The following is a 23,213-nucleotide window of genomic DNA, read 5'->3' as shown; positions in this document are numbered from 1 at the left end:
ACTTGAAATGGCTTGCTGACTTTCGCTATAGCGTGCCGCAAGATAGGGCAACAGTAGAGAGGGTTTGGCTGAATTTGTGCGATTATCGAACTGTTGTGCGATCTGCGAGCAGTTCTGGCGGCTATTTGCCTCATTTCAGTTGAATGCTTAAACCGCTCATTTTTGCCCGTGGCTGGTGCGTTCCGGGGTTGCCTGCCGGCATCTTGCACTGATGAAGTGCATCCACTCCGCTGGATCGCCGATTAATCACGCCTCCCGCCGTTGGCGTGCGACTTGCTATCAGATTGCCATTCGATGTCGCGTATGGTGAAGATAATGTCGCTTTCCAGTGGTTCGATGCAGTTATCGTCGAGTGAAAAGGGTTGGCTGCCGTGGTTTGGCAAAACCGGCAAATTCAGCATGGGTTGGGCGTGCCGCCTTAACCGGGCCAGTTACCCGCAGGTCGAGCAAACGTTCGAAGCCATCGCCCAGACCCGCGTGCAGTTGCTGCATGAGTGGGTGCGCGAGCAGTGGGAACACTTGGCCGACCTGGCCGAGCAGGTGACGCCCGGGCTCGCTCAAGTCGATAGCGCGATGTTGCGCAACACCCTGGCCCAGGCTGAGGACTTTTCCGAACTGTTTGTCGTCGATGCCCACGGCATCGTCATCGCTTCGACCTGGCCCCAGCGTGGCACGCCACGCATCGAGCACTTGGCAGCCCTGGCGCAAGGGCTGAAAGCACCGTTTCTGCACGGGCCCTACAGCGACCCGCTGACCTTGCAGGTCGGCCCGTCTTCCTCGCGCTTCCACGACGAAGTCACGTTGATGTTCTACCAGCCCCTGATGCACGAGGGCAAAGTGCTAGGTTGTTTGTGTGGGCGGGTGCCCAACGATGTGCTGGGTGACCTGATCCAGCGCGAGGCAGGGCACATTTACCCCGAGTCGGGCGACAACTACCTGTTCATGGCGCAATCGCGCTTCGACCCTGGCATACAGCCCGGTACCGCGTTGTCCCGCTCGCGCTTCGAGGACGCCACCTTCACCCATGGCGAAAACCTCAAGAACGGTGTGCACACCCCCTGGACCACCGTGCAGGTCCAGCGTCATACCGAGCTGGAGCTTCGTTTCACCGACCCTTCCACGCGGGAACTGCACCCTGGCGTGAGGGAGACGATCAGGCGGGGTGCCAACCTGTTCGTGACCTACCCCGGCTATTCCGACTACCGTCATGTGCCAGTGGTGGGCAAGGGCGTGACCTTCCAGTTGCCAGGCTCACCCGACCGCTGGGGCATGATGTGCGAGGCAGACCTGGAGGAGGTCTATCGCCGGCGTTCGCTGAGCTACGGGTTGATGAAACCCTATGTAGCGATCATGGCGGGGCTGTTCGGCTGCAATTACTGGGTGCAGCACTATGCAGGCCTGCCGCAAGGGCTGACTGACGCGATCGAGGCCTTGAGCATGCTGGGCGCCACCTTGTTGTTCGGCATGCTCGGGCCCAAGCGCCTGGCCGCCAGGTTGAAGGGCATGAGCAGTGTGCTGTGCACCATCGCCGAGGGTGAAGGCAACCTGCGCCAGCGCCTGGATACCAGTACCTTGGCCAATGATGAGAGCGGCGACATGGCGCGCTGGATCAACAGCTTCATCGACCGCCTGGACACGGTGGTCGGGCAGGTGGTCAAGGCCAGTCGCACGGTTGGCAGCACCAACCAGATGATGCTCGGGCGCAGCCAGGAGGCCAGCGTAAGCTCCGCCGACGTGGCCGACGCCGTGCACCAGATGATGATCATCATGGAAGAGCAACTCGGCGAACTGCAGCAGGCCTCGGTCAGCGCCGAGCAGATGAAACAGGCCATGGACGAAGTGGTCAGCCGCGCACGCGCGCAGTACCAGGCGGTGCAGGCGGGCACCCAGTCGATCCGCGATGTGGTGGCGCGATCATCATCCAGCGTGCAGCGGCTCGACAGCCGCATGGTCGAGATCGACAACATCACCGGGTTGATCAGCGAAATCACCAACCAGACCAACCTGCTGGCGCTCAATGCCGCTATCGAGGCGGCGCGGGCCGGGGAGCATGGTCGTGGCTTCGCCGTGGTGGCCGACGAGGTGCGCAGCCTGGCCGCACGCACCTCGCGTGCCGCCGACGACATTCGCCATATGGTCGAGAGCCTGCAGGGCGAAACCCGGCAGGCGGTAAGCTTCATGGAGCAGGGCGTGCAGGATGTCGACAACAGCCTGCGCCTGGCGGAGGACGCGTCTTCCGAAAATGTGCAACTGCACCAGGCGGTGGAGGGCATGTTCGCCATCATCCAGCAGCTCAACCGTCGCAGCGTGGAATACGGCAAGACGATCGAGCAGGTCAACCAGTCCTCCAGCGAGATGCGCCAGACCGCTCTGGTGCTGCAAAGCAGTGCGCAGAAGGTGAAGGTGGATGCTGGCAAGTTGCAGAAGCTGGTGGGGCAGTTCGAAGTCAGCGATGATGGCGAACGAGGCGTCGCTGCTTGAGTAACGCACCTGTCCGGTCATCGCCAGTTGATGATCGCCGTGGGGCTGGTGGCGGTGTTCATCCATCGCCATGTCACCGGGCATACCCGCACGCCGATGCAGTTGTGCGTGGCGTTGCTGCTGATCAACGTTGGCTGGGTGCAAGCTCACGCCGCTGATCAGCATCTCGTCGATGGGCGTATTGCCCCTGAAACAGCCGCAGCCTGGCTTCATTCAGCCCTTGGCGATGGGCTCCGGCAAGCCTTTGACGCCAGGGGTCAATGCGAATACGCCACCGGCCAGGGGCTGGTCGCTCAGGTCGATGCCTTGCGGGCGAATCGACGTCACGAACAACGTTTCCAGTTGCGGGCCACCGAATGCGCACATGGTAGGTTTCTTCACCGGTAGCGGCAGGGCGCGGTCCAGCTTGCCGTCGGGAGTAAAGCGCAGTACCTGGCCGGCATCGATCGCACAGATCCAGTAGCAACCTTCGGCATCTACCGCAGCCCCATCCGGCCGGCCGGGGTGCTGGTTCATGTCGACGAAGACCCGGCGGTTGTGCGGGCTGCCGCTGTCGATGTCGTAGTCGAAAGCCCAGATCATCTGCACGCTCGGGTGTGAGTCGGAGACGTACATGGTTTTGCCGTCCGGGCTGAACGCCATGCCGTTGGGAACGGACAATGTGCCCAGCCGTGCCTGCAATGGCCCTGCCGTGCCATCTGCCATCGCGTCATACCGGTACAAGGCACCCACCGGCTCGGCGGCCATGCTGGTTTGCATCGTACCGGCCCAGAAGCGCCCCTGGCGGTCACAGCGCCCGTCATTGAAGCGCATGCCGGGCCTGGCGTGTTCGACACTGGCACGTTTGCCGGCCAGCAGACGGCCGTCTGCCTGGGGGATGAGGTGGAAGATCCCGCTCTCCTGGGCCCCCAGCCAATGGCCTCGGTGGCTGCGGGCAATGCAGCCTAGCATTTCGTCTGCGGTCCAGTGGTGGGTCTGGCCGTCCGGTTGCCAGCGGTGCAGGCTGCCTACCGGAATGTCCACCCAGTACAAGGCATTTTCCTGCGGGTGCCAGACCGGGCTCTCGCCCGTGACATTGCGTGCATCGATAATCAGTTCGGCTGTCATGGAAGCATTCTGCACTCTATCGGGGGTCAGTCGCCAAAAGGTCCGGCAGCGGTGAAGGCGCCACCTTGCAGATGAGCAGTCGGGTCATTCGCGGCGGGTTTCGGCTGCTGCTCCAGTGCCGGGCGGAAGCGTTCGGCACTGTCCTTCGGGTTGAAACCCAGGTGCGCGGCGTAGCGGTTGCTCCACCACAGGTCGCGGTTGGCGGAGACGCCATACACAACGGTGTGGCCAACGTTCTCGGCCAGCAATGCGCGCTCCACCAGGTGTGCCAGGTCGCCATAGCTCAGCCAGGTTGACAACATGCGCACATTGCGGGGTTCGGGGAAGGAGGAGCCGATACGCAGGCTGACGGTTTCGATGCCGTAGCGGTGGAAGTAGAACGTTGCCAGGTCTTCGCCGTAGGCCTTCGACAGCCCGTAATAGCAGTCCGGCCGGCGCGGCGAATGCGCATCCACTTGTTCGCCCTGGGGGTAAAAGCCGGTGACGTGGTTGGAACTGGCAAAGACCACACGTTTGATCCCGTGCTTGCGGGCAGCCTCGTAGATGTGGAAGGTGCCGATGATGTTCGCTTGCAGGATTTCTTCGAAAGCGCGTTCGGTAGAGATCCCACCCAGGTGCACGATAGCGTCTACACCGTTGGCCAGGGCCAGTACGCCGGCCTTGTCCGCCAGGTCGCAATGGATAACTTCTTCATGCTCGTCCTCGGCCGGTGTCATTGGGCTGATGTCCGATACGCGCACGATGTCGGCGTGTGCTTGCAGTGCTTCGCGAAGCACGTGTCCGAGCCCGCCGGCAGCACCGGTGAGCAGCAGGCGGTTGAAGGGTTTGCGGGTGGTCGTGGTCATTGTACTGGGGCCTTTTACTGAAATTGCATGAAGGTGCCGTACAGGAACGACACCGGCATGGGCGGGCGATAGCCCTTACAGGAAGTTGTACTGGATACCCAGGCGCCAACGGGCCTGGCGATCGTCCGTGTAACTGTTGACCTTGATGTCGCCCACCTCCATGAACGGTGCCCACTGTTTGTTGAGCTTGTACTTGATGATCAGGTTCTGCTCGTAGTCGCGCTTCTTGTTGTCGTAGCGGATGTAGTCGGTGGTGAAGTGGATGTACTGGTATTCGAATGCCCACGGGCCGCTGGGGGTATAGCCGAGCCAGCCTTCAAGGCGGGTGGTGTTCTGGTTGTCCTTGGCGCGGTCCGGCTTGCTGTGGTCAATCTGGTCGCGGTCGAGGTTGCGTGCGTCGTGGCGCACGCGGGTGGCGACGTACCAGGTGTCGCTGAGCTTGTAGTTGTACTTCAAGCCGAACTTGTAGGTGGTCGCATCCTTGGTGCTGTCCATCTGGAAGGCGGGGGTCCAGGTCGACCGGGGGCTCATCTTGTAGTTGTAGTCCACGGTGAACTCATGGCCGTTGTTGACCATGTTGTCGTAGGCGACGTCTTCGCGGTCGCCGGCAGTCTTGTATTTGATTTCTGCGGCAAACCCCAGGCCGCTGTCCTTGCGGTAACTCAGCTTTATCCGGTCGGAATGAATGCTGTCATCTTCGGTGAACGTGTGCCGGTAGTTGATGCTGGCGGAGTCTGCGCAGGCGTAGAACGACAGGCCGAGCGTACTGGCGGCGATGAGGCGGCGAAATGTGATGTTCATGCGATCTCTTTTTTTGTTTTTGTTGAGGACGTGATGAGGCGGGTGAGCAAGGTGTTCGAGGTGGTCAGCGCTCCGTGATTTTTAAAATAAGTTATCGTACGACTGTGGGGCTGTCTACGAATTATTGAAATGTTGTCTGATCACATTGCTTGATGGCTCTATTAGGCGTGTTTCAAGGGTGTGTTTGCTTTTCTTTCGGGGTCTCATGATTGCTGCAGGCATCATGAATCGGAGGTTTTATCGGGTTTTAACTGGCGCTTTTCAAATGTTGTATGATGACGTAGGATGGCCCCAGAGCGTGACTCACTCGCCACAAATCCAATAAGAAGGCTCAGACGTCCATGATCATTACTGCTGTAACCGTCCAGGTATTTTCCTACCCCACGCGCCGCGCCGTAGACAGCGCCGGCCATGCCCACCCAGGTGATGTGACCCAGGCCAGGATGGCCCTGCTGCGCATCAGGACCGAGTGCGGCAGCGAAGGCTATGCGCTGGGCGCACCCGAGCTCATTCGCCCTTATGTGCTGGATAATTTCGTGCGCAAGGTGCTGGTTGGCGCCAATGCCTTTGACCGCGAAAAAATCTGGCACGACCTCGCGCACTGGCAGCGCGGTAGCGCCAGCCAGCTGACCGACCGTGCCCTGGCGCTGGTCGAGCAGGCGCTGTGGGATTGGGCCGGTCGCAAGTTGAACCTGCCGGTGCACAAGCTGATCGGCGGCTACCGCGACAAGGTGCCGGCCTATGGCTCGACCATGTGCGGCGATGAGCTGCCCGGCGGTCTGTCCACTCCGGAAGAGTACGGTCGCTTCGCCGAAACCCTGGTCAAGCGTGGCTACAAGGCGATCAAGCTGCACACCTGGATGCCGCCGGTGTCGTTCGCGCCCAGCGTGAGCATGGACATCAAGGCATGCGCCGCCGTGCGCGAGGCCGTGGGGCCGGACATTGCGCTGATGATCGATGGCTATCACTGGTACAGCCGCACCGAGGCCCTCACTATCGGCCGTGCCCTGGAGAAGCTCGACTTTGCCTGGTTCGAAGAGCCAATGATGGAAGACTCCGCCGAGTCCTACGCCTGGCTTTCCGGGCAGCTGGATATCCCGGTGCTAGGCCCGGAAAGCCTCGGCGGCAAGCACCTGAGCCGGGCGAGCTGGGTCAAGAACGATGTGTGCGACATCCTGCGTGCGGGGGTTGCCGGTGTGGGTGGCATTGCACCGTGTCTGAAGGTTGCGCACATGGCCGAATCGTTCGGCATGGATTGCGAGATCCATGGCAACGGCGCCGCCAACCTGGCGGTCGTGGGGGCAATCAAGAACTGCACCTGGTACGAGCGCGGTCTGCTGCACCCATTCCTTGACTACGACGAGGTACCTGCCTATCTCAAACGCCTGGTCGACCCGATGGACGAAGACGGCTATGTGCACCTGTCGAACTTGCCTGGCCTTGGGGAAGACATCGACTTCGACTACGTCGAAACCAATACGCTGCAAAGCTTCTGATTCGTGCATGGCGGCACGCGTCGCTGCGTGCCGCCCGAGCGTCCAATAACTATAAGAAGGCGATCTCACATGAGCGTTATCCCCACACTCTGGGCGGGGGTCTTTGCTGCGTCTCTGGCGCTGACCTCGGTACCTGCTGCTTTAGCGAAAACCCCGGCGGATCAGTTGATCGTCGGTATGAGCATGATCAACCTGCTGTCCCTCGACCCGGCGGCGGCGACCGGGCTGGATGTGTCCGAGGTCAATGCCAACCTCTACGACATGCTGCTGGTGCAGGACGTGCGTCAGCCGGACCGGCTGCTGCCAGCGCTGGCAGAAAGCTGGCAGGTCAGCGATGACCGCAAGACCCTCACGTTCACCCTGCGCAAGGGCGTAACGTTCCAGTCCGGTAACCCGCTAAGTGCCGAGGATGTCGCCTGGTCGCTGCAGCGCGTACTCAAACTTAACCTGGCCTTGGCGTCGACCTGGAAGGCCTACGGGTTTTCTGCGGGCAATGTCGACCAGCACATGCGCGCTGTTGATGACTCAACCTTCGTCATCGAGCTACCGCGGCCGACTGACCCGTTGCTGGTGCTGAATACCCTGGCAACTTCGCCCAGCGCATTCATCCTCGACCGCAAGGTGGTGCAGCAGCACCAGAAGGGCGATGACATGGGCAGTGCCTGGCTGGCCACCCACGCGGCTGGTAGCGGGCCGTTCGTGCTCAAGGAGTGGCGCGCCAACGATGTCATCCTGATGAACCGTTTTGACGGGTACTGGGGTGGCCCAGCCAAGCTCAAACGCATCGTCATGCGCAATATGACCGAGTCGCAGTCACTGCGGTTGATGGTGGAGCGGGGCGACCTGGACCTGGCCAAGGGCATGTCCGCGCCAGACATCGAGGCGCTGGAGAAGTCTGACAACGTTCGTACCCAGACCGTGCAGCGCGGAACGTTGTACTACGTTGCCCTGAGCGTGAAGAGCAAACCCTACGACGATGTGCGCGTACGCCGGGCGGTTCGTTCGCTGATCGACTATCAAGGCATCAACCAGACCGTGATGCCGCACTATGGCCAGCTCAATCAGCGCCCGCTACCGCTTGGCCTGCCAGCAAGGCTGGATGATCCGGGCTATGCCCTGAACGTGGCCGAAGCGAAAAAACTGCTGGCCGAAGCGGGCTACCCCGAGGGCTTCAAGACCACCATCCGCGTGCTCACCGAGCCACCTTTCATCAACATTGCGTCCAGCCTGCAGTCGACCTTGGCCCAGGCCGGTATCAAGGCCACCATCGTCACCGGTACCGGCAACCAGATCTACGGTGCCATGCGTGAGCGCAGCTTCGACATCCTGGTCGGGCGCGGCGGCGGTGGTGCTGAACGGCATCCGCATTCAAGCCTGCGCACCCTGGTGTACAACCCGGACAACCGCGACGAAGCCAAGCTGAGCAACTTCCAGGGCTGGCGTACCTCGTTCTACAGCCCCGAGCTGAACAACCTGATCGAGCAGGCGGAAGTCGAACCCGACAAGGCGCAGCAACTGGCCCAGTACCAGCAAATCCAGAAAACCCTGGACGAGCAGGTGGGGGCCATCCTGCCTGTGTCGCAGATGACCGACACCGTGGTGCTCTACCACGATGTGCAGGACTACCAAGGCCATACCGCGGCCACCACCCGTTACAAAGACGTCTACAAGTCGCGCTGAGGTCAAGCCTGCGTGATTGGTGATTGCTTTTTCAGGAGCCTGTTATGTTTGCTTCGACTGCCTCTGTAATGGGTGCCCGTGTATCGGGTACCGCCCGCCGGGCCAGCACGGTGCTGGTGACCTTGCTTGGCCTGCTGGCGCTGACGTTCTTCATCGGCCGGGTCATGCCGCTGGACCCGGTGCTGGCGGTAGTTGGCCCGGATGCCGACAGCTCCACCTACGACCAGGTATACCGGGCGATGGGCCTGGACAAACCGATCTGGGCCCAGTTCGGGCTGTACTTGAACGACTTGCTGCACGGTGATTTCGGCAATGCACTGCTCACCGGCCACCCGGTACTCGATGACATCAAGCGGGTGTTCCCGGCCACCATCGAGCTGGCAACGCTGGCCATTCTGTTTGGCGTGCTGATCGGTCTGCCACTGGGCGTGGTGGCTGCCAGCAATCAGGGGCGGGTCGGCGACCATGTCGCACGGGTCATTACCTTGTTCGGCTATTCCACGCCTATTTTCTGGGTCGGCATGATGGGCCTGCTGGTGTTCTACGCCTGGCTGGGTTGGGCGGGTGGCGCAGGGCGCATCGACCTGGCCTATGACGGCATGGTCGATGAGGTTACCGGCCTGCTGCTGATCGACACGGCGCTGGCGCGTGACTGGGAGGCCTTCACCAGCGCGTTGCGCCATATCGTTCTGCCGGCGTTGATCCTGGGCCTGAACTCGGTGGCCTACATCAGCCGCATGACCCGTAGCTTCATGCTCGAGCAACTGTCGCAGGAATACATCATCACTGCCAGGGTCAAGGGGCTGTCGCGGCGCCAGGTGGTCTGGAACCACGCGTTCCGCAATATCCTCGTGCAGTTGCTCACGGTGGTCGCCCTGGCCTATGGCTCGTTGCTGGAGGGGGCGGTGCTGATCGAAACCGTGTTTGCCTGGCCTGGCTTCGGCCAATACCTCACCAGCAGCCTGATGCTCGGTGACATGAATGCAGTGATGGGCTGCGTGTTGATCATCGGCCTGATTTTCGTTGCGCTCAACCTGATAAGCGACGCCCTGTACAAGGTGTTCGACCCAAGGACCCGCTAATTCCCGCTCAGCGTGAACACATTGAATAACTATAAAAAAGGATGCGCCATGAAGACTGTATTCCCGCCGCTGCGTATGGCTTTGCTGGGCGCAGCGCTGCTGCTCGGCCCGCTCGCTGTGGTGCAGGCGAAAACCCCTGGCGACCAGTTGATCGTCGGCATGAGCATGGTCAACCTGTTCTCCATCGACCCGGCCAACGCGCCCGGCCTGGATGCCTCTGGCATCAATGCCAACCTTTACGACACGCTCATCAAGCGCGACCAGGGCAACCCGGACAAGCACCTGCCACAACTGGCTGAACGCTGGGACGTCAGCGAAGACGGCAAGCAGATCACCTTCCACCTGCGCGGTGATGTCCTGTTCCATTCCGGCAACCCGCTCACTGCCGAAGATGTGGCCTGGTCACTGTACCGGGTGATGAAGCTCAACTATGGCCTGGCTACCACCTGGAAGGCCTACGGCTACAGTGTCGAAAACATTCAAAAGCTGATCCGTGCGACCGATAGCCATACCTTGGTGATCGACCTGCCGCAGCCGACCGACCCGTTGCTGGTGATCGACTCGCTGGCTGTGTCCCCCAGCGCTGTCGTGGTCGACCGCCAGCAAGTGCTCAAGCATGAGAAGAACGGTGACCTGGGCGCGGCCTGGCTGGTCACCAATGAGGCAGGCAGCGGGCCGTTCACCCTGACCAAGTGGAGCGCCAACGATGCGCTGGTGATGACCCGTTTCGACGGGTACTGGGCAGGCCCGGCGAAGATGAAGCGAGTGCTGGTCCGCCACATGACCGAGTCGCAGTCACTGCGCCTGATGCTCGAACGCGGTGACCTGGACCTGGCCTACGGTATGGCTGCGCCGGATATCAAGGCCATCGAGAGTTCCGACACACTCCAGGTGCAAGCGTTGCAGCGCGGCACCCTGTACTACGTGGCGATGAGCATGAAGCAGCCGGAGTTTGCCAACCGCAAAGTCCGCGAAGCGGTGCGTAACCTGATCGACTACCAGGGCCTGGACCAGCAGGTGATGCCGCATTACGGCAAGCTCAACCAGCAGCCGATGCAGCTTGGGCTCGAGGCCCGGTTGCCCGACCCGGGCTACAAGCTGGATGTCGCCAAAGCCAAGGCACTGCTGGCAGAGGCGGGCTACCCACAAGGTTTCAATACAACCATTCGCACGCTGTCCGAACCTCCCTTCATTGATATCGCTGCACGTATGCAGTCGACCCTGGCTGAAGGTGGCATCAAGGCCACTATCGTCACCGGTACCGGCAACCAGGTGTATGGCGCCATGCGCGCGCGCAACTTTGAGATGATCGTGGCGCGGGGCGCCGAGCGTTATCCGCACCCGTATTTCAGCCTGCGCACCTTCGTCTACAACCCCGACAACAGTGACAGTGCTGGCCTGCCCAACTTCCAGGGCTGGCGAGCGTCGTTCTTCAGCCCCCCGCTGAATGACCTGATCGACCGGGTGGGGGTCGAGCGCGATGCGGCCAAACGCCTGGCCATGTACCAGCAGGCGCAGAAACTGTACGACGACGAGGTGGGGCCGATCATGATGATTTCGCAGATGACCGACACCGCCGTAAGCGCAGCCGACGTCAAGGGTTTCACTGGCGACGACGCCGAAGCCACCCGCTACCTGGGCGTCTACAAGCAACGTTGAGTACCGTCCGGGGGCTCACGGGTACCCCGAGCGGCCATGACTCCACATCGAGAACTTGCCGATGATTGCCAACATATCTTCTACCGAATCTACCGCCAAGCGGCAGGCCGATGCCCCGGCGTCCAGCCTTGAGGCCCTTGGCAAAAGCAGCCTGCGGGTGTTGCGCCTGCTGGTCCGCAACCCTATGACCTTGGCGGGCTTGCTGGTGGCCTTGCTGCTGGTCGTGGTAGCGGCGTTCGCGCCGTGGATCGCCACCCACGACCCGGTCATCCAGAACCTCGCCAACGCCTTGCAGGCACCCAGTGCCGCGCACTGGTTCGGTACCGACGAATACGGCCGGGATATCTTCAGCCGGCTGGTCTATGGCGCGCGTATCACCCTCTACATCATCGCCCTGGTGACGGTCATCGTCGGCCCGATCGGCCTGTTCATCGGCACGGTATCGGGCTACTTCGGCGGCATTGTCGATACCGTGTTCATGCGCGTCACCGACATTTTCATTTCGTTCCCCAGCCTGGTGCTGGCGCTGGCCTTCATCGCCGCATTGGGCCCTGGCCTTGAGCATGCGGTGGTGGCTATTGCGTTAACCTCCTGGCCACCGATCGCACGGCTGGCCCGGGCCGAAACCCTGTCGCTGCGCAAGGCCGACTTCGTGGTGGCGGTCGAACTGCAGGGCGCGTCTTCGACACGCATCATCCTGCGCCATATCGTGCCGATGTGCCTGTCGTCGGTGATCATCCGCCTGACCATGAACATGGCCGGCATCATCCTTACTGCGGCGGCGCTGGGCTTCCTCGGGCTAGGGGCGCAGGCGCCTTTGCCGGAGTGGGGGGCGATGATCTCCACGGGGAGGCGCTACATGCTCGAGTGCTGGTGGCTGGTAGCCGTACCCGGTGCGGCAATCATGCTGGTGAGCTTGGCGTTCAACCTGCTGGGCGATGGCCTGCGGGACATTCTCGACCCGCGTAGCGAGTAACCGGAGGCTTTATGTCAGCAGTCAAACTCAATGTCGAATCGCTCAATGTGCGCTTCGTCAACGGCAAGAAAGTGATGCACGCGGTGCGTGATGTGTCCTTCACCCTGGGCCGGGAAAAGCTCGCCATCGTGGGTGAGTCCGGTTCGGGCAAGTCCACCGTGGGCCGCAGCTTGCTCAAGCTGCACCCCGGCAGCGCGCAGATCACCGCAAAGGCCCTGCAGTTCGGCGATGTCGACCTGCTCAGTGCCAGCGAAAAGACCATGCAGAAAATTCGCGGCCAGCGCATCTCGATGATCATGCAAGACCCCAAGTATTCGCTCAACCCGGTGGTGCGGGTGGGTGACCAGATTGCCGAGGCGTACCTGGCGCACCACAAGGCCAGCCGCAACGACGCCCGTGAGCGGGTGCTGCAGATGCTCGACAAGGTGCATATCCGCGACCCGAAGCGCGTCTACGATCTTTATCCGCATGAGGTGAGCGGCGGCATGGGCCAGCGCATCATGATCGCGATGATGGTCATCACCAGCCCGGAAGTGATCATCGCTGACGAGCCGACCTCGGCGCTGGATGTTTCGGTGCGCCAGCAGGTGCTCAACGTGCTCGAAGAGCTGGTGGTGGAGCAGCAGATGGGGCTGATCTTCGTTAGCCACGACCTGAACCTGGTGCGCAATTACTGTGACCGGGTGCTGGTGATGTATGCCGGGCGCGTGGTGGAGTCGCTGGCTGCCAGTGACCTGCACCGTGCCGAACATCCCTACACCCGAGGCCTGCTGGCCGCTTTGCCAAGCATGGACAACCGCCGCCCGCGTTTGCCCGTGTTGCAACGCGACCCACTGTGGCTCTCCTGCTGAGGTAACTGACCATGTCCATGATCCAAGCACACGCATTGAACCTTAGCTTTGGCGTTGGCGCCACGCTCAACCAGGTGCTGCACAATGTCGACCTGAGTGTCGAAGATGGCGAGTCATTTGGCCTGGTGGGGGAGTCCGGCTCTGGCAAGACCACGGTATTGCGCTGCCTGGCCGGCCAGTACCGGCACTGGAGCGGAGCCCTGAGCATTGACGGCGTGCCGTTGCAACACAAGCTCCCCAAGGAGCACTTTCGCAAGGTGCAGATGGTGTTCCAGGACCCCTATGGTTCGCTGCACCCGCGCCATACCATCGACACTGCACTGCGCGAGCCGCTGGTGATCCACGGCATGGATGAGCGCAACGATCGCATCAACGACATCCTCGTCAAGGTAGGTCTCAACGACAGCTACCGTTACCGCTACCCGCACCAGCTGTCCGGTGGCCAGCGTCAGCGCGTGGCTATCGCCCGGGCGTTGATTCTTGAGCCTAGGGTGCTGTTGCTCGATGAGCCCACGTCGGCGCTGGATGTGTCGGTGCAGGCAGAAATTCTCAACCTGTTGTCCGACCTGCGTCAGCGCGAGAAGCTCACCTACCTGATGGTGACGCACGACCTGGGTGTGGTCAGCCATCTGTGTGACAAGGTCGCGGTGATGCAGCAGGGGCGTATCGTCGAGCAACTGGACTGCCGGGCACTGAGCCAGGACCAGGCCACCCACGATTACACACGAATGCTGGTGCAAGCCAGCCGTGACTTCAGCGCAGATCGTGCCCCGGCCATGTCGGCCTGAACCCGGCAATTACAAGGAAGATAAGAAGATGCCGAATGCCAACCTTGCGCCCGCTTCGCTGGTGCGTGCTGCCGTGGTTGCCCTGGCCATGGGCAGCAGCTTGCCGCTGTGGGCCGTAGAGGCACCTGCAAAGGTCCAGGTGCCGACGCTGGCCTACGACGACCGGCAGATCATCCTGGTATGGGAAAAGCCCGCCAGCCATGCCGAGATCGTCGACTACCACGTGTACGCCAATGGCCGGTTGCTGGGTGCAAGCAACGCCAACAACGAGCAGGTGTCACCGGCCAAACCGTACATCGACCGGTTTTACGAGCAGGACCTGCACAACTTCCACCACCGCATCGCCATTCACAGCTTCACCGCCCAAGGGCTTGCCCCCGATACCGAGTACCACTTCACCGTGCGCTCGGTCGATCGCAATGGCAAGGAGTCTGCTGACAGCCCCGTGGTTGTGCAGCGAACCACGGCCATACCGGCGCTGTTCAACGTGCAGCGCTACGGTGCCAAGGGCGATGGCAAGGCGCTCGACACGGCTGCCATTCAGCGTGCCATCGATGCTTGCAGCAAGGGCTGCAAGGTGTTGCTGCCTGCCGGCACGTACAAGAGCGGGGCGCTTTACCTCAAGAGCGACATGACCCTGGAAATCGCCGAGGGCGCTACCCTGTTAGGTTCCGAGCGTGCCGAGGACTACCCGCGCCAGGGCTATATCCAGTACCCGTATTCCACCACCGTGCGTCCGGCCTCGCTGATCAATGCCTTGCCGCGCGACCCGCGTGCGCATCAGGCCTTCGAGAATATCCGCATCGTCGGCAAGGGCACCATCGACGGCAATGGCTGGAAGCGTAACCCGGATGTGCTCGACGAGCGCGGGCAAGCCTTGCCCTTCTACCTGCCCAGCGACAACAGCCGCTACATGCACGATGGCGTGCTGGCCAAGGCTCAGGTGGAGCGGGCGGTGGCCGAGGGCATGAACGTCAAGGACGCCTACGGTCAGATGCGTTCCTCGCTGATTACCCTGCGCAATGTGAAAAACGTGTTCTATGGTGGCTTCACGGTGGTCAACCCGGCCTACCACGGCATCATGAACCTGGAGACGCAGAATGTGGTGCTGGCTAACACCACGCACCGTACCTACGACGCCAACAACGGCGACGGTATCGAGTTTGCCAACAGCCGCGGCGCCCTGGTGTTCAACAACTTCTTCGACACCGGAGACGACTGCGTCAACTTCGCCGCCGGCACTGGGGCGGATGCGGTCCACCAGAAGGCGCAGGAGGAGGCCTGGATCTTCAACAACTATTTCCGCAAAGGCCATGGGATGGTCGTGGCGGGCAGCCATACCGGCGCGTGGATTCAGAACATCCTGGCCGAGGACAACGTCTCCGATGGCACCGATGCCGGGCTGCGCATGAAAAGCACCAACTTCATGGGCGGCGGCGCACGCCACGTCACTTTCCGTGATTCGGCCATCCGCAACACGGCAAAACAGGCCTTCATCTTCACCCTGGATTACAACGACCCGAATGCCAAGCTCGATTACAAGCGCTCGGCGGTGGCGGGGCAGTTCCGGGATATCACGGTCAGCGACGTAAGCGTGGAAAACGCCCGCACCGCTGCCATCGAGGTCAAGGGCGATAGCAGCCATGGCGCCTGGCATCAGGGCCTGGTGTTTGAACGAGTGCGCTTTCGCGGGCCAGCCCCGGTGAAGATCGATGGCCTCAAGGATTCGCGTTTCGACGGGCTTCGCTTCACCGACACCGGGGGTGCCAACCCTTGGCAGGTGCAGGGCAGCCAAGGGCTTGTCTATACGGACGTAGAGCCCGCGCCGGGGCCTCAGGCCTCGCTGTAGAATGCCTGTAGCCGTTGCGCCTCACGCAGGCGCATACGGCTGTTGCTCAGGTGCAGGTACATGGCGGCGCGCGCCGCATCCACCTGGCGGCTGGCGATGGCGTCGTAGATCTGCTGATGTTCGGCATTGATACCGGCCAGGTAGGTACTGCGGTTGCTCTGCCCGGTATAGGCAGAGTTCATGCGCGTGCGGGGGATCATCTTGGTGCCCAGGTGCTTCATGATATCGATCAGGTACTGGTTACCCGCGGCCTTGGCAATTTTCAGGTGGAACTGGAAGTCGGCGTTGGTCGTGCTGCCGGATTTTTCCGGGCCTTGCATCAGGGCTTCCAAGGCTTGTTGCAGTTCTTCGAGTGCCTGTGGCGTGGCCCGTTCGGCGGCCATGCCGGCGGCTTGCACTTCCAGGCTTAGGCGGTATTCCAGCAGGTCGAGCACATCGGACAGCAGGCTGATGGTTGCCGGCCCCACGTTGAAGCTCTCCGGTGCCGGCATGTCCAGCACGAAGGTGCCCACGCCGTGGCGGGTCTCGACCAGGCCCGCTGCCTGCATGCGCGACAACGCTTCGCGTACTACCGAGCGGCTGACGCCTTCGGTTTCGATCAGTGTGGCTTCGGTCGGCAGCTTGTCACCACGCTTGAGCGTGCCCTCACGCATGCGTTGGGCGAAGCGCTCGACCAGTGCTTCGGCCAGGCGGCGAGGCTGTTGAGGGGGGCTGGCGGTCGGGTTCGGCATTACTGTGCTCTTGTGTTGGCAGCGGGCAGTATAGTGCGTTTTGGCCCCGGGCAGCGGGTATACTCCGGGATCTTCCGCTTAGCAAAGGTTCGCCCAATGGCTTCTGCCACCCCGGAAAAACGCCTGAATCTCGCCCAGCAACTGGTGCATGACCTGTCGCAGCAGATTCTCTCGGGCGAATTGCCAGCGGGAAGCAAATTGCCCACTGAAGAAGCCGTGACCAAAGCGCGTGGCGTAAGCCGTACCGTGGTGCGCGAAGCCATGTCACGGTTGCAGGCCGAAGGCCTGGTAGAAACCCGCCGTGGTATCGGCACCTTTGTTGTAGACGCCATCCCGGCAGGTGACTTCCAGAGTGCCAACCCTGGAATGGGGGGCGCATACAACGAGGTGGCGATCATCGAGCTGCGGCTTTGCCTTGAAGTCGAGGCGGCTGCCATTGCTGCCCAGCGTGCCACCCCAGAGCAACTGGCTGCCATGCGGGCGGCGCTGGATGGGAGTGTCGCTACGCAGTCTGCACCCTGCATGCGTACCGACTTCGAGTTTCACCTGCAGATAGCCCAATGCACGGGCAACAGCTTTTTCATCGACACCATGACCCATCTTGGGCATACCTTGTTGGCTGCGGCCCAGCAAGCAGTGCCAGGTGGCGATGCCGAGCAACGGGCACTGGAGGCGCGGGAGCGTGAGCAAGTGCATGCCGCGATTACCCGCAAGGATGCCGGTGCTGCCCGCGCTGCCATGCGGCTGCACTTGGTCAACTGCCTGACACGTGCCCAGCGCGCGGTCAGCGAGTGTCCGAAAACAGATCGAACATCAATTGCCTGAGCCATCGGTTGGCCGGGTCCTTGATGTACCGTCTGTGCCAGAACAGGTTGATCTCGATGTTCGGCAACTTCACGGGTGGCGGCAGTAAGCGATGATTTGCAGGGCGAACTGAACCGTGCCCGGCAGTTGGCGGGGCAGGCGCAGGCTGCTTGATGGCTTGGGGCGGTGGCTAACCTCACAGCGCATCCCGCGCCTTGCCCCGATACACCCGCAGCACATCCGCCATCACCGCCAGCGCGATCTCCGCTGGCGCCTTGCTGCCCAGGTCCAGCCCAATAGGCATGTGCAGCCGTTCTATCTGCTTGTCGGTCAGCCCGCCAATCCGCTGCAGCCGCTCGGCGCGACGGGCTGACGTGGCCGCCGAACCCATGGCGCCTATATAGAACGCTGGGGTATTCACCGCCTCCATCAATGCCAGGTCATCGATTTTCGGATCATGCGTCAGCGCCACAATGGCGGTAGCCGCATGGCAACCACCCGCAGCAATGAACAGAGAAGGCAGCACCCGATGCATCTGTGCGCCCTCGATTACGACGTGCGCCATCTCCTCGCGCGGGTCGCAGGCGATGACCTCGCAGCCCAGTCGAAAAAGCCGCGCAATGGCTCAATGTCTGTGGCAGTGTTGGGTATCTGGCCAGCCCCACAGGGACCGACATGCAAACTCGCAAAACCGGTGTTCGCGCCCAGCAGGCCGACCGCACCCGGGACAATATTCTCAAGGCCGCAGTGAAGGTCTTCAGCAAGGAAGGCTTCACTGGTGGGCGCATCGAGCAGATCTCCACACTGGCCAAGTCCAACGACCGGATGATCTATTACTACTTCGGCAGCAAGGAAAAGCTGTTCATCAGTGTGCTGGAGCACATCTATGCCAGCTTCAACCAGGCCGAAGCGAAGCTGCGCCTCGACCTCGCCGACCCTGAGCAGGCCCTGCGCGAACTGGTGGCATTCATCTGGGACTATTATGTGCGTCACCCCGAATTCGTCACCATCCTCGCCACCGAAAACCTTCACCAGGGCTTGCACGCGCGCAAGTCGCAAAACCTCAGGGCGCTGTCCGGCGAGGCGGTCGGCGTGCTGCGGCCGATCATCGAGGCCGGACAAGTAAAGGGCCTGTTCCGCGACGATATCTGCATTACCCACGCCTACCTGATGATTGCCTCGCTCTGCTATTTCTATAACTCCAACCGCCATACGCTCAGCTCGTTCCTGGCCGTGGACCTGGCGGACAAGCAGGCCAAGGCCGATTGGCTGGCCTTCATCAGTGACCTTGCGCTGCGCGGCTTGCGCCGCTGAGCCTCAGTGGCTGCCAGGGTTGGCGCGTACCTGCGCAGCCTTGGACGCCAGCCCTTGCCAGGCCGGTTTGTCGGCGGCAAAACGATGGCGCAGGTAGGCCGCGAGGTCGGCTACCTGGCGGTCCGACAGGCTGTCCTTGAAACCGGGCATGTAGCCCAGGTCGCGGGTTGCCGGGGTCGGAATGCCGTGCAGCACCACGCGCAGCAGGTTGTCCGGCAGGTCACTATGGACGTTGCTGTTGACCGCCATCGACGGGCTGACGCCAAACAGCTTCGGCCCCAGCCCATCACTGTGGCAGGCCAGGCATGCACCTTTGAATACCCGCTCGCCGTTGCTCAGCGACACTGGCGAGTCCACCTGAGGCGCGGCATTGGCGGCCAGTGCCTGCGGCTCGCCATCCAGGGCGCTGAGGTAGTGGGCGATAGCGCGCACGTCGCTTTTTGGCAGGGTGGCAAGCTCACTGACCACCGGGCCCATGGGGCCGGCCGCCACGCCGTGTTTTTCGGAGAAGCCGGTGCTGAGGTAGTTGAACAACTCGTCTTCGCTCCACGGCGTCGATGACTTGCCCAGGGCATTCAAGGCCGGGGCCTCCCAGCCATCGACCATGCCGCCAGCAAGGTAGCTGCTACCGCCTTTTTCTGCGCCCATCAGGTTGCGCGGCGAATGGCAGGCCGTGCAGTGGCCCAGGCCGTCGACCAGGTAGGCACCGCGGTTCCACTGCGCGCTGCGCTGCGGGTCGGGCTGGTATTCGCCGCGTTGCAGAAACAGCGCATTCCAACCGGCCATCAGCGGCCGCTGGTTGAACGGGAAGCGCATCTGGTTGGCGGGCGCTTCCTGGCGTACCGGGGTTTGCGACATCAGGTAGGCATACAGCGCTTGCAGGTCGGCGTCGTTGATGTTGCGAAACGAGGTGTAGGGAAACGCCGGGTACAGGTGCCGGCCATCGCGGCTGATACCTTCGCGCATGGCCCGCTCGAAGGCAGCGAAGGACCAGCGGCCGATACCGGTTTCTGGGTCGGGGGTAATATTGGTGCTGTACAACGTGCCAAAAGGCGTATCCATTGCCAGCCCCCCAGCATTGACCTTGCCGCCGCCGACCGTATGGCACACGGCGCAGTCGCCGGCCGCCGCCACCTGGCGCCCGCGCTCGAGCATGGCAGCGCTCCAGCTGCCGACACCAGGTGGCGTTACCGGGGCGATTTCGGCGCGCCAGGGCAAGGCGGTGGCAAGCATGCCCAATGCGGCGCCGAACACCCCGGCCAGCGAGCCGAACCACCACTTCGAACGCTTGGTTGACGGCTGCGCTGGCGCGGGTGCATCTGGCCCTTGGCCTTCGCCACCGAGCGCAGCGCGCACGCGTTCGGCAGTGATCGGCAGCTCGCGAAAACGAATGCCGGTGGCGTCGAAAATGGCATTGGCGATGGCCGCTGCGCTGGGTACCGAGGCTGACTCGCCACTGCCCATTGGCGGCTCGTGCTGGCGCGGCAGCATCATTACGTCGATAGCTGGCACCTCGGGGAAGGTCAGGATCGGGTAGCCGCCCCATTCCTTGCTCGCCACCGTCGACTCTTCGAAGCTGACCTGCTCCTTGAGTGCCCGGCTGGTGGACTGGATGACGTTGCCGTGGATCTGGTGACGCACACCCTCGGGGTTGACCATCATGCCGGCATCGTGGCCAATCACCACACGGGTGACGGCGACTTCGCCTGTGCGCCGGTCCACTGCGACATCAGCCACCCAGGCTGCCCAGGCCGCGCCGAAGCCGGGGAATTTACTGTGGATATAGCGCGCATAGGCAAAACCCCGGCCGCGCAGCACATCACCTTCGGCCTGTGTCTGCATGGGCCGGGTATGTGGCTGCCATTGCGCGCGTTCAGCGGTGGCTTTGACCAGGTCGATGGCGCGCGGGTCGGACAGGTGCTTGAGGCGATATTCGACCGGGTCGACGCCAGCGGCGAAGGCCAGCTCATCAATGTACGACTCATGGGCGAAGCTGTTGGGCATGGCCGACACCCCCCGCATCCATGAGGCACGCACCAGTGGCGTCATGTCATTGATGGTGACGCGCATGTGTTCGTAATCGTAAGGCGGGATCGACGTGCGATCGCCCATCTCGAACAGCGCCGGCACCGGTTCCACGGCACCGGTCAGCAGCAGGGCCAGGGTGGGCGCGCCATTGGACGGGTAGCTGGTCTGGAAGTCATAGGCGGCCACGCTGCCATCGGCGTTCAGGCCGCCATCGATTTCCATCAGCTGCGCGGTGCCCTTGGGCTCCCATACGTGTTCCTGTTCGCGGGTCAGCTGCACCCGCACCGGGCGCTGCACCGCACGCGACAGCAGCACCGCGTCGGCGCACACGTCATCGGCGCAGTTGCGGCCATAACAGCCGGCTGCCTCCATGCGAATGATCTCGATGCGTGCTTCGTCGCACGCCAGCAGCCAGGCCAGGTCTGCGCGCAGCAGGTGCGGGTTCTGCGTACCTGACCACACGCGGATCTGCCCTGCGGTGAAGTCGGCCAGCGCACATGATGGGCCGATCGATGCGTGCAGCTGGTAGGGCCACAGATAGCTGCGGCTCAGGCGCTGGCTGGCATTGGCGATGCCGTTGTCGACATCGCCCTGGTCCAGCACGGTTCGCTGCACGCGCGGGTTGTCGCGGATGGCCTGGGCGACATCGCTAAGGTCGGGCAGCTTGCCTGTGAATGGCTTCCAGCTGATTTTCAGCTCATGGGCTGCACGGATGGCTTGCTCTTCGCGCTCTGCCACCACGCCGACGAAGTCGCGGATGACCACCACGGCGACCACGCCGGGTAGATGGGCGATGGAGGATTCATCCACCGCCAGCAGGCTGTTGCCGACAAAGTCGCCGCTGTCATGGCCGGCATAGGGTGGGCGGATGACCCGACCGTGAAGCATGTTGGGCAGGCGCATGTCGTGCACATAGGTCAGCTCGCCGGTGGCCTTGCCAGGGATGTCTACCCGTGCGGCGCTACGCCCGACCAGGCGGTAGTCCTCGATGGCCTTGAGCGGGGCGTCGTCGGCAATGTGCAGCCGGAGGTTCTCACCTTGCACCAGTTCGGCAAAGCTCAGCGTGCTGCCGTTACTGGCGATAACCGTGCCGTCTTCAATGCGCAGCATTTCGGGCGGGCAGCCAAGGCGTAGGGCGGCCTGTTGCAACAGATAGCGTCGCGCTGTGGCTGCGGCCTTGCGCAGCGGTACCGCGGAAATCTGCAGGGTGGCGCTGGCAATGGTCGCGCCCTGGTTGGGTGCCCGCTCGGTGTCGCCCAGCACCATGTGCACCTGGTCCATGCGCACGTCCAGCTCTTCGGCGACGATCTGCGCCAGCGAGGTGCGGATACCAGTGCCCAGGTCGACATGGCCATTGAAGGCGTAGACCATGCCGTCGTCGCTGACCGCGATGAACAGCGCCAGCTCACGTTCCTTGACTGCAGGTGTCACGCCCTTGGCCACAGGGCCTGAGGGTGGGGTGATCTGGTCGACGATCAGCAACACGCCGGTCTTGGCCAGCATTTGGTCGCGGCTGGGCACCTGTTGTGAGTGGTTCATGGCTTTCTCCGGGTCTCGGCAGCGCGGCGCACGGCGCGCAGGATTTCGACGTGGGTGCCGCAGCGGCACAGGTTGCCGGACAGCTCATTGCGAATCTGTTCGTCGCTGGGCTCGGGAATGCGATCGAGCAGGGCCTTGGCGGTCATGATCATGCCGTTCATGCAGTAACCACACTGGGCCGCTTGCTCGTCGATGAACGCCTGTTGCACCGGGTGCGGCGCGGCCTTGCAGCCCAGCCCTTCGAGGGTGGTGATATCGCGGCCGGCGGCGCCGGCCAAGGGGATGACGCAGGAGCGGGCGGCCACGCCATCGATGATCACCGTACACGCCCCACACTCGCCCAGGCCGCAGCCGTACTTGGGGCCGTTCAGGCACAGGTCGTTGCGCAGGATCAGCAGCAGCGGGGTGTCAGGCATGGCGCTGACTTCGACGGGCTGGCCGTTGACCTGCAGGGAGATGGTTGTTTGCATTATTGGCTCATCTCTGGAGGTTGCTTGCGCTACCAAAGGACTCAAATGACGCGAGCGTTTCGGTAAGTACTCACTACATGAAATGAGTGAGCAAGAAGCAGGCCAGAGATGAATTTGCAGAGCGCTGTGGTGGGGGGCAGGGAGGAAGATTGTCGGCGTCTGGGAAATCGAGCGCCGCCCGCGCGGCGCATCGCGCTGTGCCGAACCCCCGATGCGTGTGTGTAGGAGCGGGTTTACCCGCGAATACGGTAGCGGCGGCAACGGTGATCGGCGGGTGGAGATTGGCCAGCAGGCCCGGCCCATTCGCGGGTAAACCCGCTCCTACGACGACCTTTACCCAACCACCGATGTGTGTGTAGGAGCGGGTTTACCCGCGAATACGGTGGCGACGGCAACGGTGAACGGCAAGTGTAAATTGGCCAGCAGGCCCGGCCCATTCGCGGGTAAACCCGCTCCTACGACGACCTGTGCCCAACCACCGATGTGTGTGTAGGAGCGGGTTTACCCGCGAATACGGTGGCGACGGCAACGGTGAACGGCAAGTGTAAATTGGCCAGCAGGCCCGGCCCATTCGTGGGTGAACCCGCGCCTACGACGGCCTGTGCCGAACCCCCGATGCGTGTGTAGGAGCGGGTTTACCCGCGAATACGGTGGCGGCGGCAACGGTGAGCGGCCGGTGGAAATTGGCTGGCAGGCCCGGCCCTTTCGCGGG

General features: G+C 62.5%; 17 protein-coding genes and 2 pseudogenes. 11 read left to right on the top strand and 8 right to left on the bottom strand.

The features are described 5' to 3' along the window. The first annotated feature begins 294 nt into the window (after positions 1-294). Positions 295-2,481, top strand: coding sequence for a methyl-accepting chemotaxis protein (locus V6093_RS08520; protein WP_375136187.1), 2,187 nt, complete (start codon positions 295-297; stop codon positions 2,479-2,481). A 213-nt stretch (positions 2,482-2,694) separates the two neighbouring features. On the opposite strand, the gene V6093_RS08515 is transcribed toward V6093_RS08520, so the two are convergent. The 3 genes from V6093_RS08515 to V6093_RS08505 form a co-directional block, all read right to left on the bottom strand. After that, a complete protein-coding gene (locus tag V6093_RS08515) occupies positions 2,695-3,588 on the bottom strand; it encodes an SMP-30/gluconolactonase/LRE family protein (RefSeq protein ID WP_144000307.1) in 894 nt (297 codons plus the stop codon). A gap of 26 nt (positions 3,589-3,614) precedes the next feature. Next, positions 3,615-4,433 carry an NAD(P)-dependent oxidoreductase gene (locus V6093_RS08510; RefSeq protein WP_014756026.1) on the bottom strand — a complete coding sequence of 273 codons (819 nt, stop codon included), beginning with the start codon at positions 4,431-4,433 and terminating at the stop codon, positions 3,615-3,617. A 75-nt stretch (positions 4,434-4,508) separates the two neighbouring features. Then, complete coding sequence (locus tag V6093_RS08505) at positions 4,509-5,234, bottom strand: oligogalacturonate-specific porin KdgM family protein (RefSeq protein WP_406669767.1); 726 nt, start codon at positions 5,232-5,234, stop codon at positions 4,509-4,511. A gap of 341 nt (positions 5,235-5,575) precedes the next feature. Between V6093_RS08505 and V6093_RS08500 the strand changes: the two genes are divergently transcribed. From V6093_RS08500 to V6093_RS08465, 8 genes are all read left to right on the top strand, one after another. After that, entirely contained in the window at positions 5,576-6,730 is a 1,155-nt protein-coding gene (locus V6093_RS08500; RefSeq protein WP_014590404.1) for a mandelate racemase family protein, read from the top strand. A gap of 69 nt (positions 6,731-6,799) precedes the next feature. Next, positions 6,800-8,410: an ABC transporter substrate-binding protein gene (locus V6093_RS08495; RefSeq protein ID WP_367244250.1), complete on the top strand. Its 1,611-nt coding sequence runs from the start codon at positions 6,800-6,802 to the stop codon at positions 8,408-8,410. A gap of 68 nt (positions 8,411-8,478) precedes the next feature. After that, the gene (locus V6093_RS08490) at positions 8,479-9,492 is read left to right on the top strand and encodes an ABC transporter permease subunit (RefSeq protein ID WP_017148229.1); all 1,014 of its coding nucleotides are present in this window, start codon (positions 8,479-8,481) and stop codon (positions 9,490-9,492) included. Positions 9,493-9,540: 48 nt separating this feature from the next. Beyond that, positions 9,541-11,151 (top strand): ABC transporter substrate-binding protein, encoded by a 1,611-nt coding sequence (locus V6093_RS08485; RefSeq protein ID WP_121783188.1) that lies wholly within the window; start codon positions 9,541-9,543, stop codon positions 11,149-11,151. 61 nt (positions 11,152-11,212) lie between these two features. After that, on the top strand, positions 11,213-12,127 hold the full coding sequence (locus tag V6093_RS08480) for an ABC transporter permease (protein ID WP_012051864.1): 915 nt from the start codon (positions 11,213-11,215) through the stop codon (positions 12,125-12,127). A gap of 11 nt (positions 12,128-12,138) precedes the next feature. Then, on the top strand, positions 12,139-12,978 hold the full coding sequence (locus V6093_RS08475) for an ABC transporter ATP-binding protein (RefSeq protein ID WP_012051865.1): 840 nt from the start codon (positions 12,139-12,141) through the stop codon (positions 12,976-12,978). An 11-nt stretch (positions 12,979-12,989) separates the two neighbouring features. Continuing rightward, positions 12,990-13,766 (top strand): ABC transporter ATP-binding protein, encoded by a 777-nt coding sequence (locus V6093_RS08470; RefSeq protein ID WP_014590407.1) that lies wholly within the window; start codon positions 12,990-12,992, stop codon positions 13,764-13,766. A 28-nt stretch (positions 13,767-13,794) separates the two neighbouring features. After that, complete coding sequence (locus tag V6093_RS08465) at positions 13,795-15,615, top strand: glycosyl hydrolase family 28 protein (RefSeq protein ID WP_014590408.1); 1,821 nt, start codon at positions 13,795-13,797, stop codon at positions 15,613-15,615. Here the strand turns inward: V6093_RS08465 and V6093_RS08460 are convergent. Then, complete coding sequence (locus V6093_RS08460; RefSeq protein WP_012051868.1) at positions 15,600-16,346, bottom strand: FadR/GntR family transcriptional regulator; 747 nt, start codon at positions 16,344-16,346, stop codon at positions 15,600-15,602. The genes V6093_RS08465 and V6093_RS08460 overlap by 16 nt on opposite strands. A gap of 96 nt (positions 16,347-16,442) precedes the next feature. Between V6093_RS08460 and V6093_RS08455 the strand changes: the two genes are divergently transcribed. Further along, positions 16,443-17,171, top strand: coding sequence for a FadR/GntR family transcriptional regulator (locus tag V6093_RS08455; protein WP_144000304.1), 729 nt, complete (start codon positions 16,443-16,445; stop codon positions 17,169-17,171). Here the strand turns inward: V6093_RS08455 and V6093_RS08450 are convergent. Beyond that, positions 17,131-17,256, bottom strand: a pseudogene (locus V6093_RS08450) (LysR family transcriptional regulator); the annotation flags it as partial. The gene V6093_RS08455 and the pseudogene V6093_RS08450 sit on opposite strands and share 41 nt — an antisense overlap. Positions 17,257-17,346: 90 nt before the next feature. Then, a pseudogene (locus tag V6093_RS08445) lies at positions 17,347-17,754 on the bottom strand (XdhC family protein); the annotation flags it as partial. Between the two features lie 71 nt (positions 17,755-17,825). Here V6093_RS08445 and V6093_RS08440 point away from each other — a divergent pair. Further along, complete coding sequence (locus V6093_RS08440) at positions 17,826-18,464, top strand: TetR family transcriptional regulator (RefSeq protein WP_014590411.1); 639 nt, start codon at positions 17,826-17,828, stop codon at positions 18,462-18,464. A gap of 3 nt (positions 18,465-18,467) precedes the next feature. Here the strand turns inward: V6093_RS08440 and V6093_RS08435 are convergent, their stop codons facing one another. Beyond that, a complete protein-coding gene (locus tag V6093_RS08435; protein ID WP_179053594.1) occupies positions 18,468-22,031 on the bottom strand; it encodes a molybdopterin cofactor-binding domain-containing protein in 3,564 nt (1,187 codons plus the stop codon). Next, a complete protein-coding gene (locus V6093_RS08430; protein ID WP_004577303.1) occupies positions 22,028-22,501 on the bottom strand; it encodes a (2Fe-2S)-binding protein in 474 nt (157 codons plus the stop codon). Before V6093_RS08430 ends, V6093_RS08435 begins: the two co-directional genes overlap by 4 nt. Positions 22,502-23,213 lie beyond the last annotated feature (712 nt).

Source organism: Pseudomonas putida group bacterium ESBL64, from assembly GCF_045277175.1.
Taxonomy (GTDB): domain Bacteria; phylum Pseudomonadota; class Gammaproteobacteria; order Pseudomonadales; family Pseudomonadaceae; genus Aquipseudomonas; species Aquipseudomonas alloputida.
The sequence above is the reverse complement of the archived record's forward strand: the minus strand, read 5'-3'. Positions and strand labels throughout refer to the sequence as shown.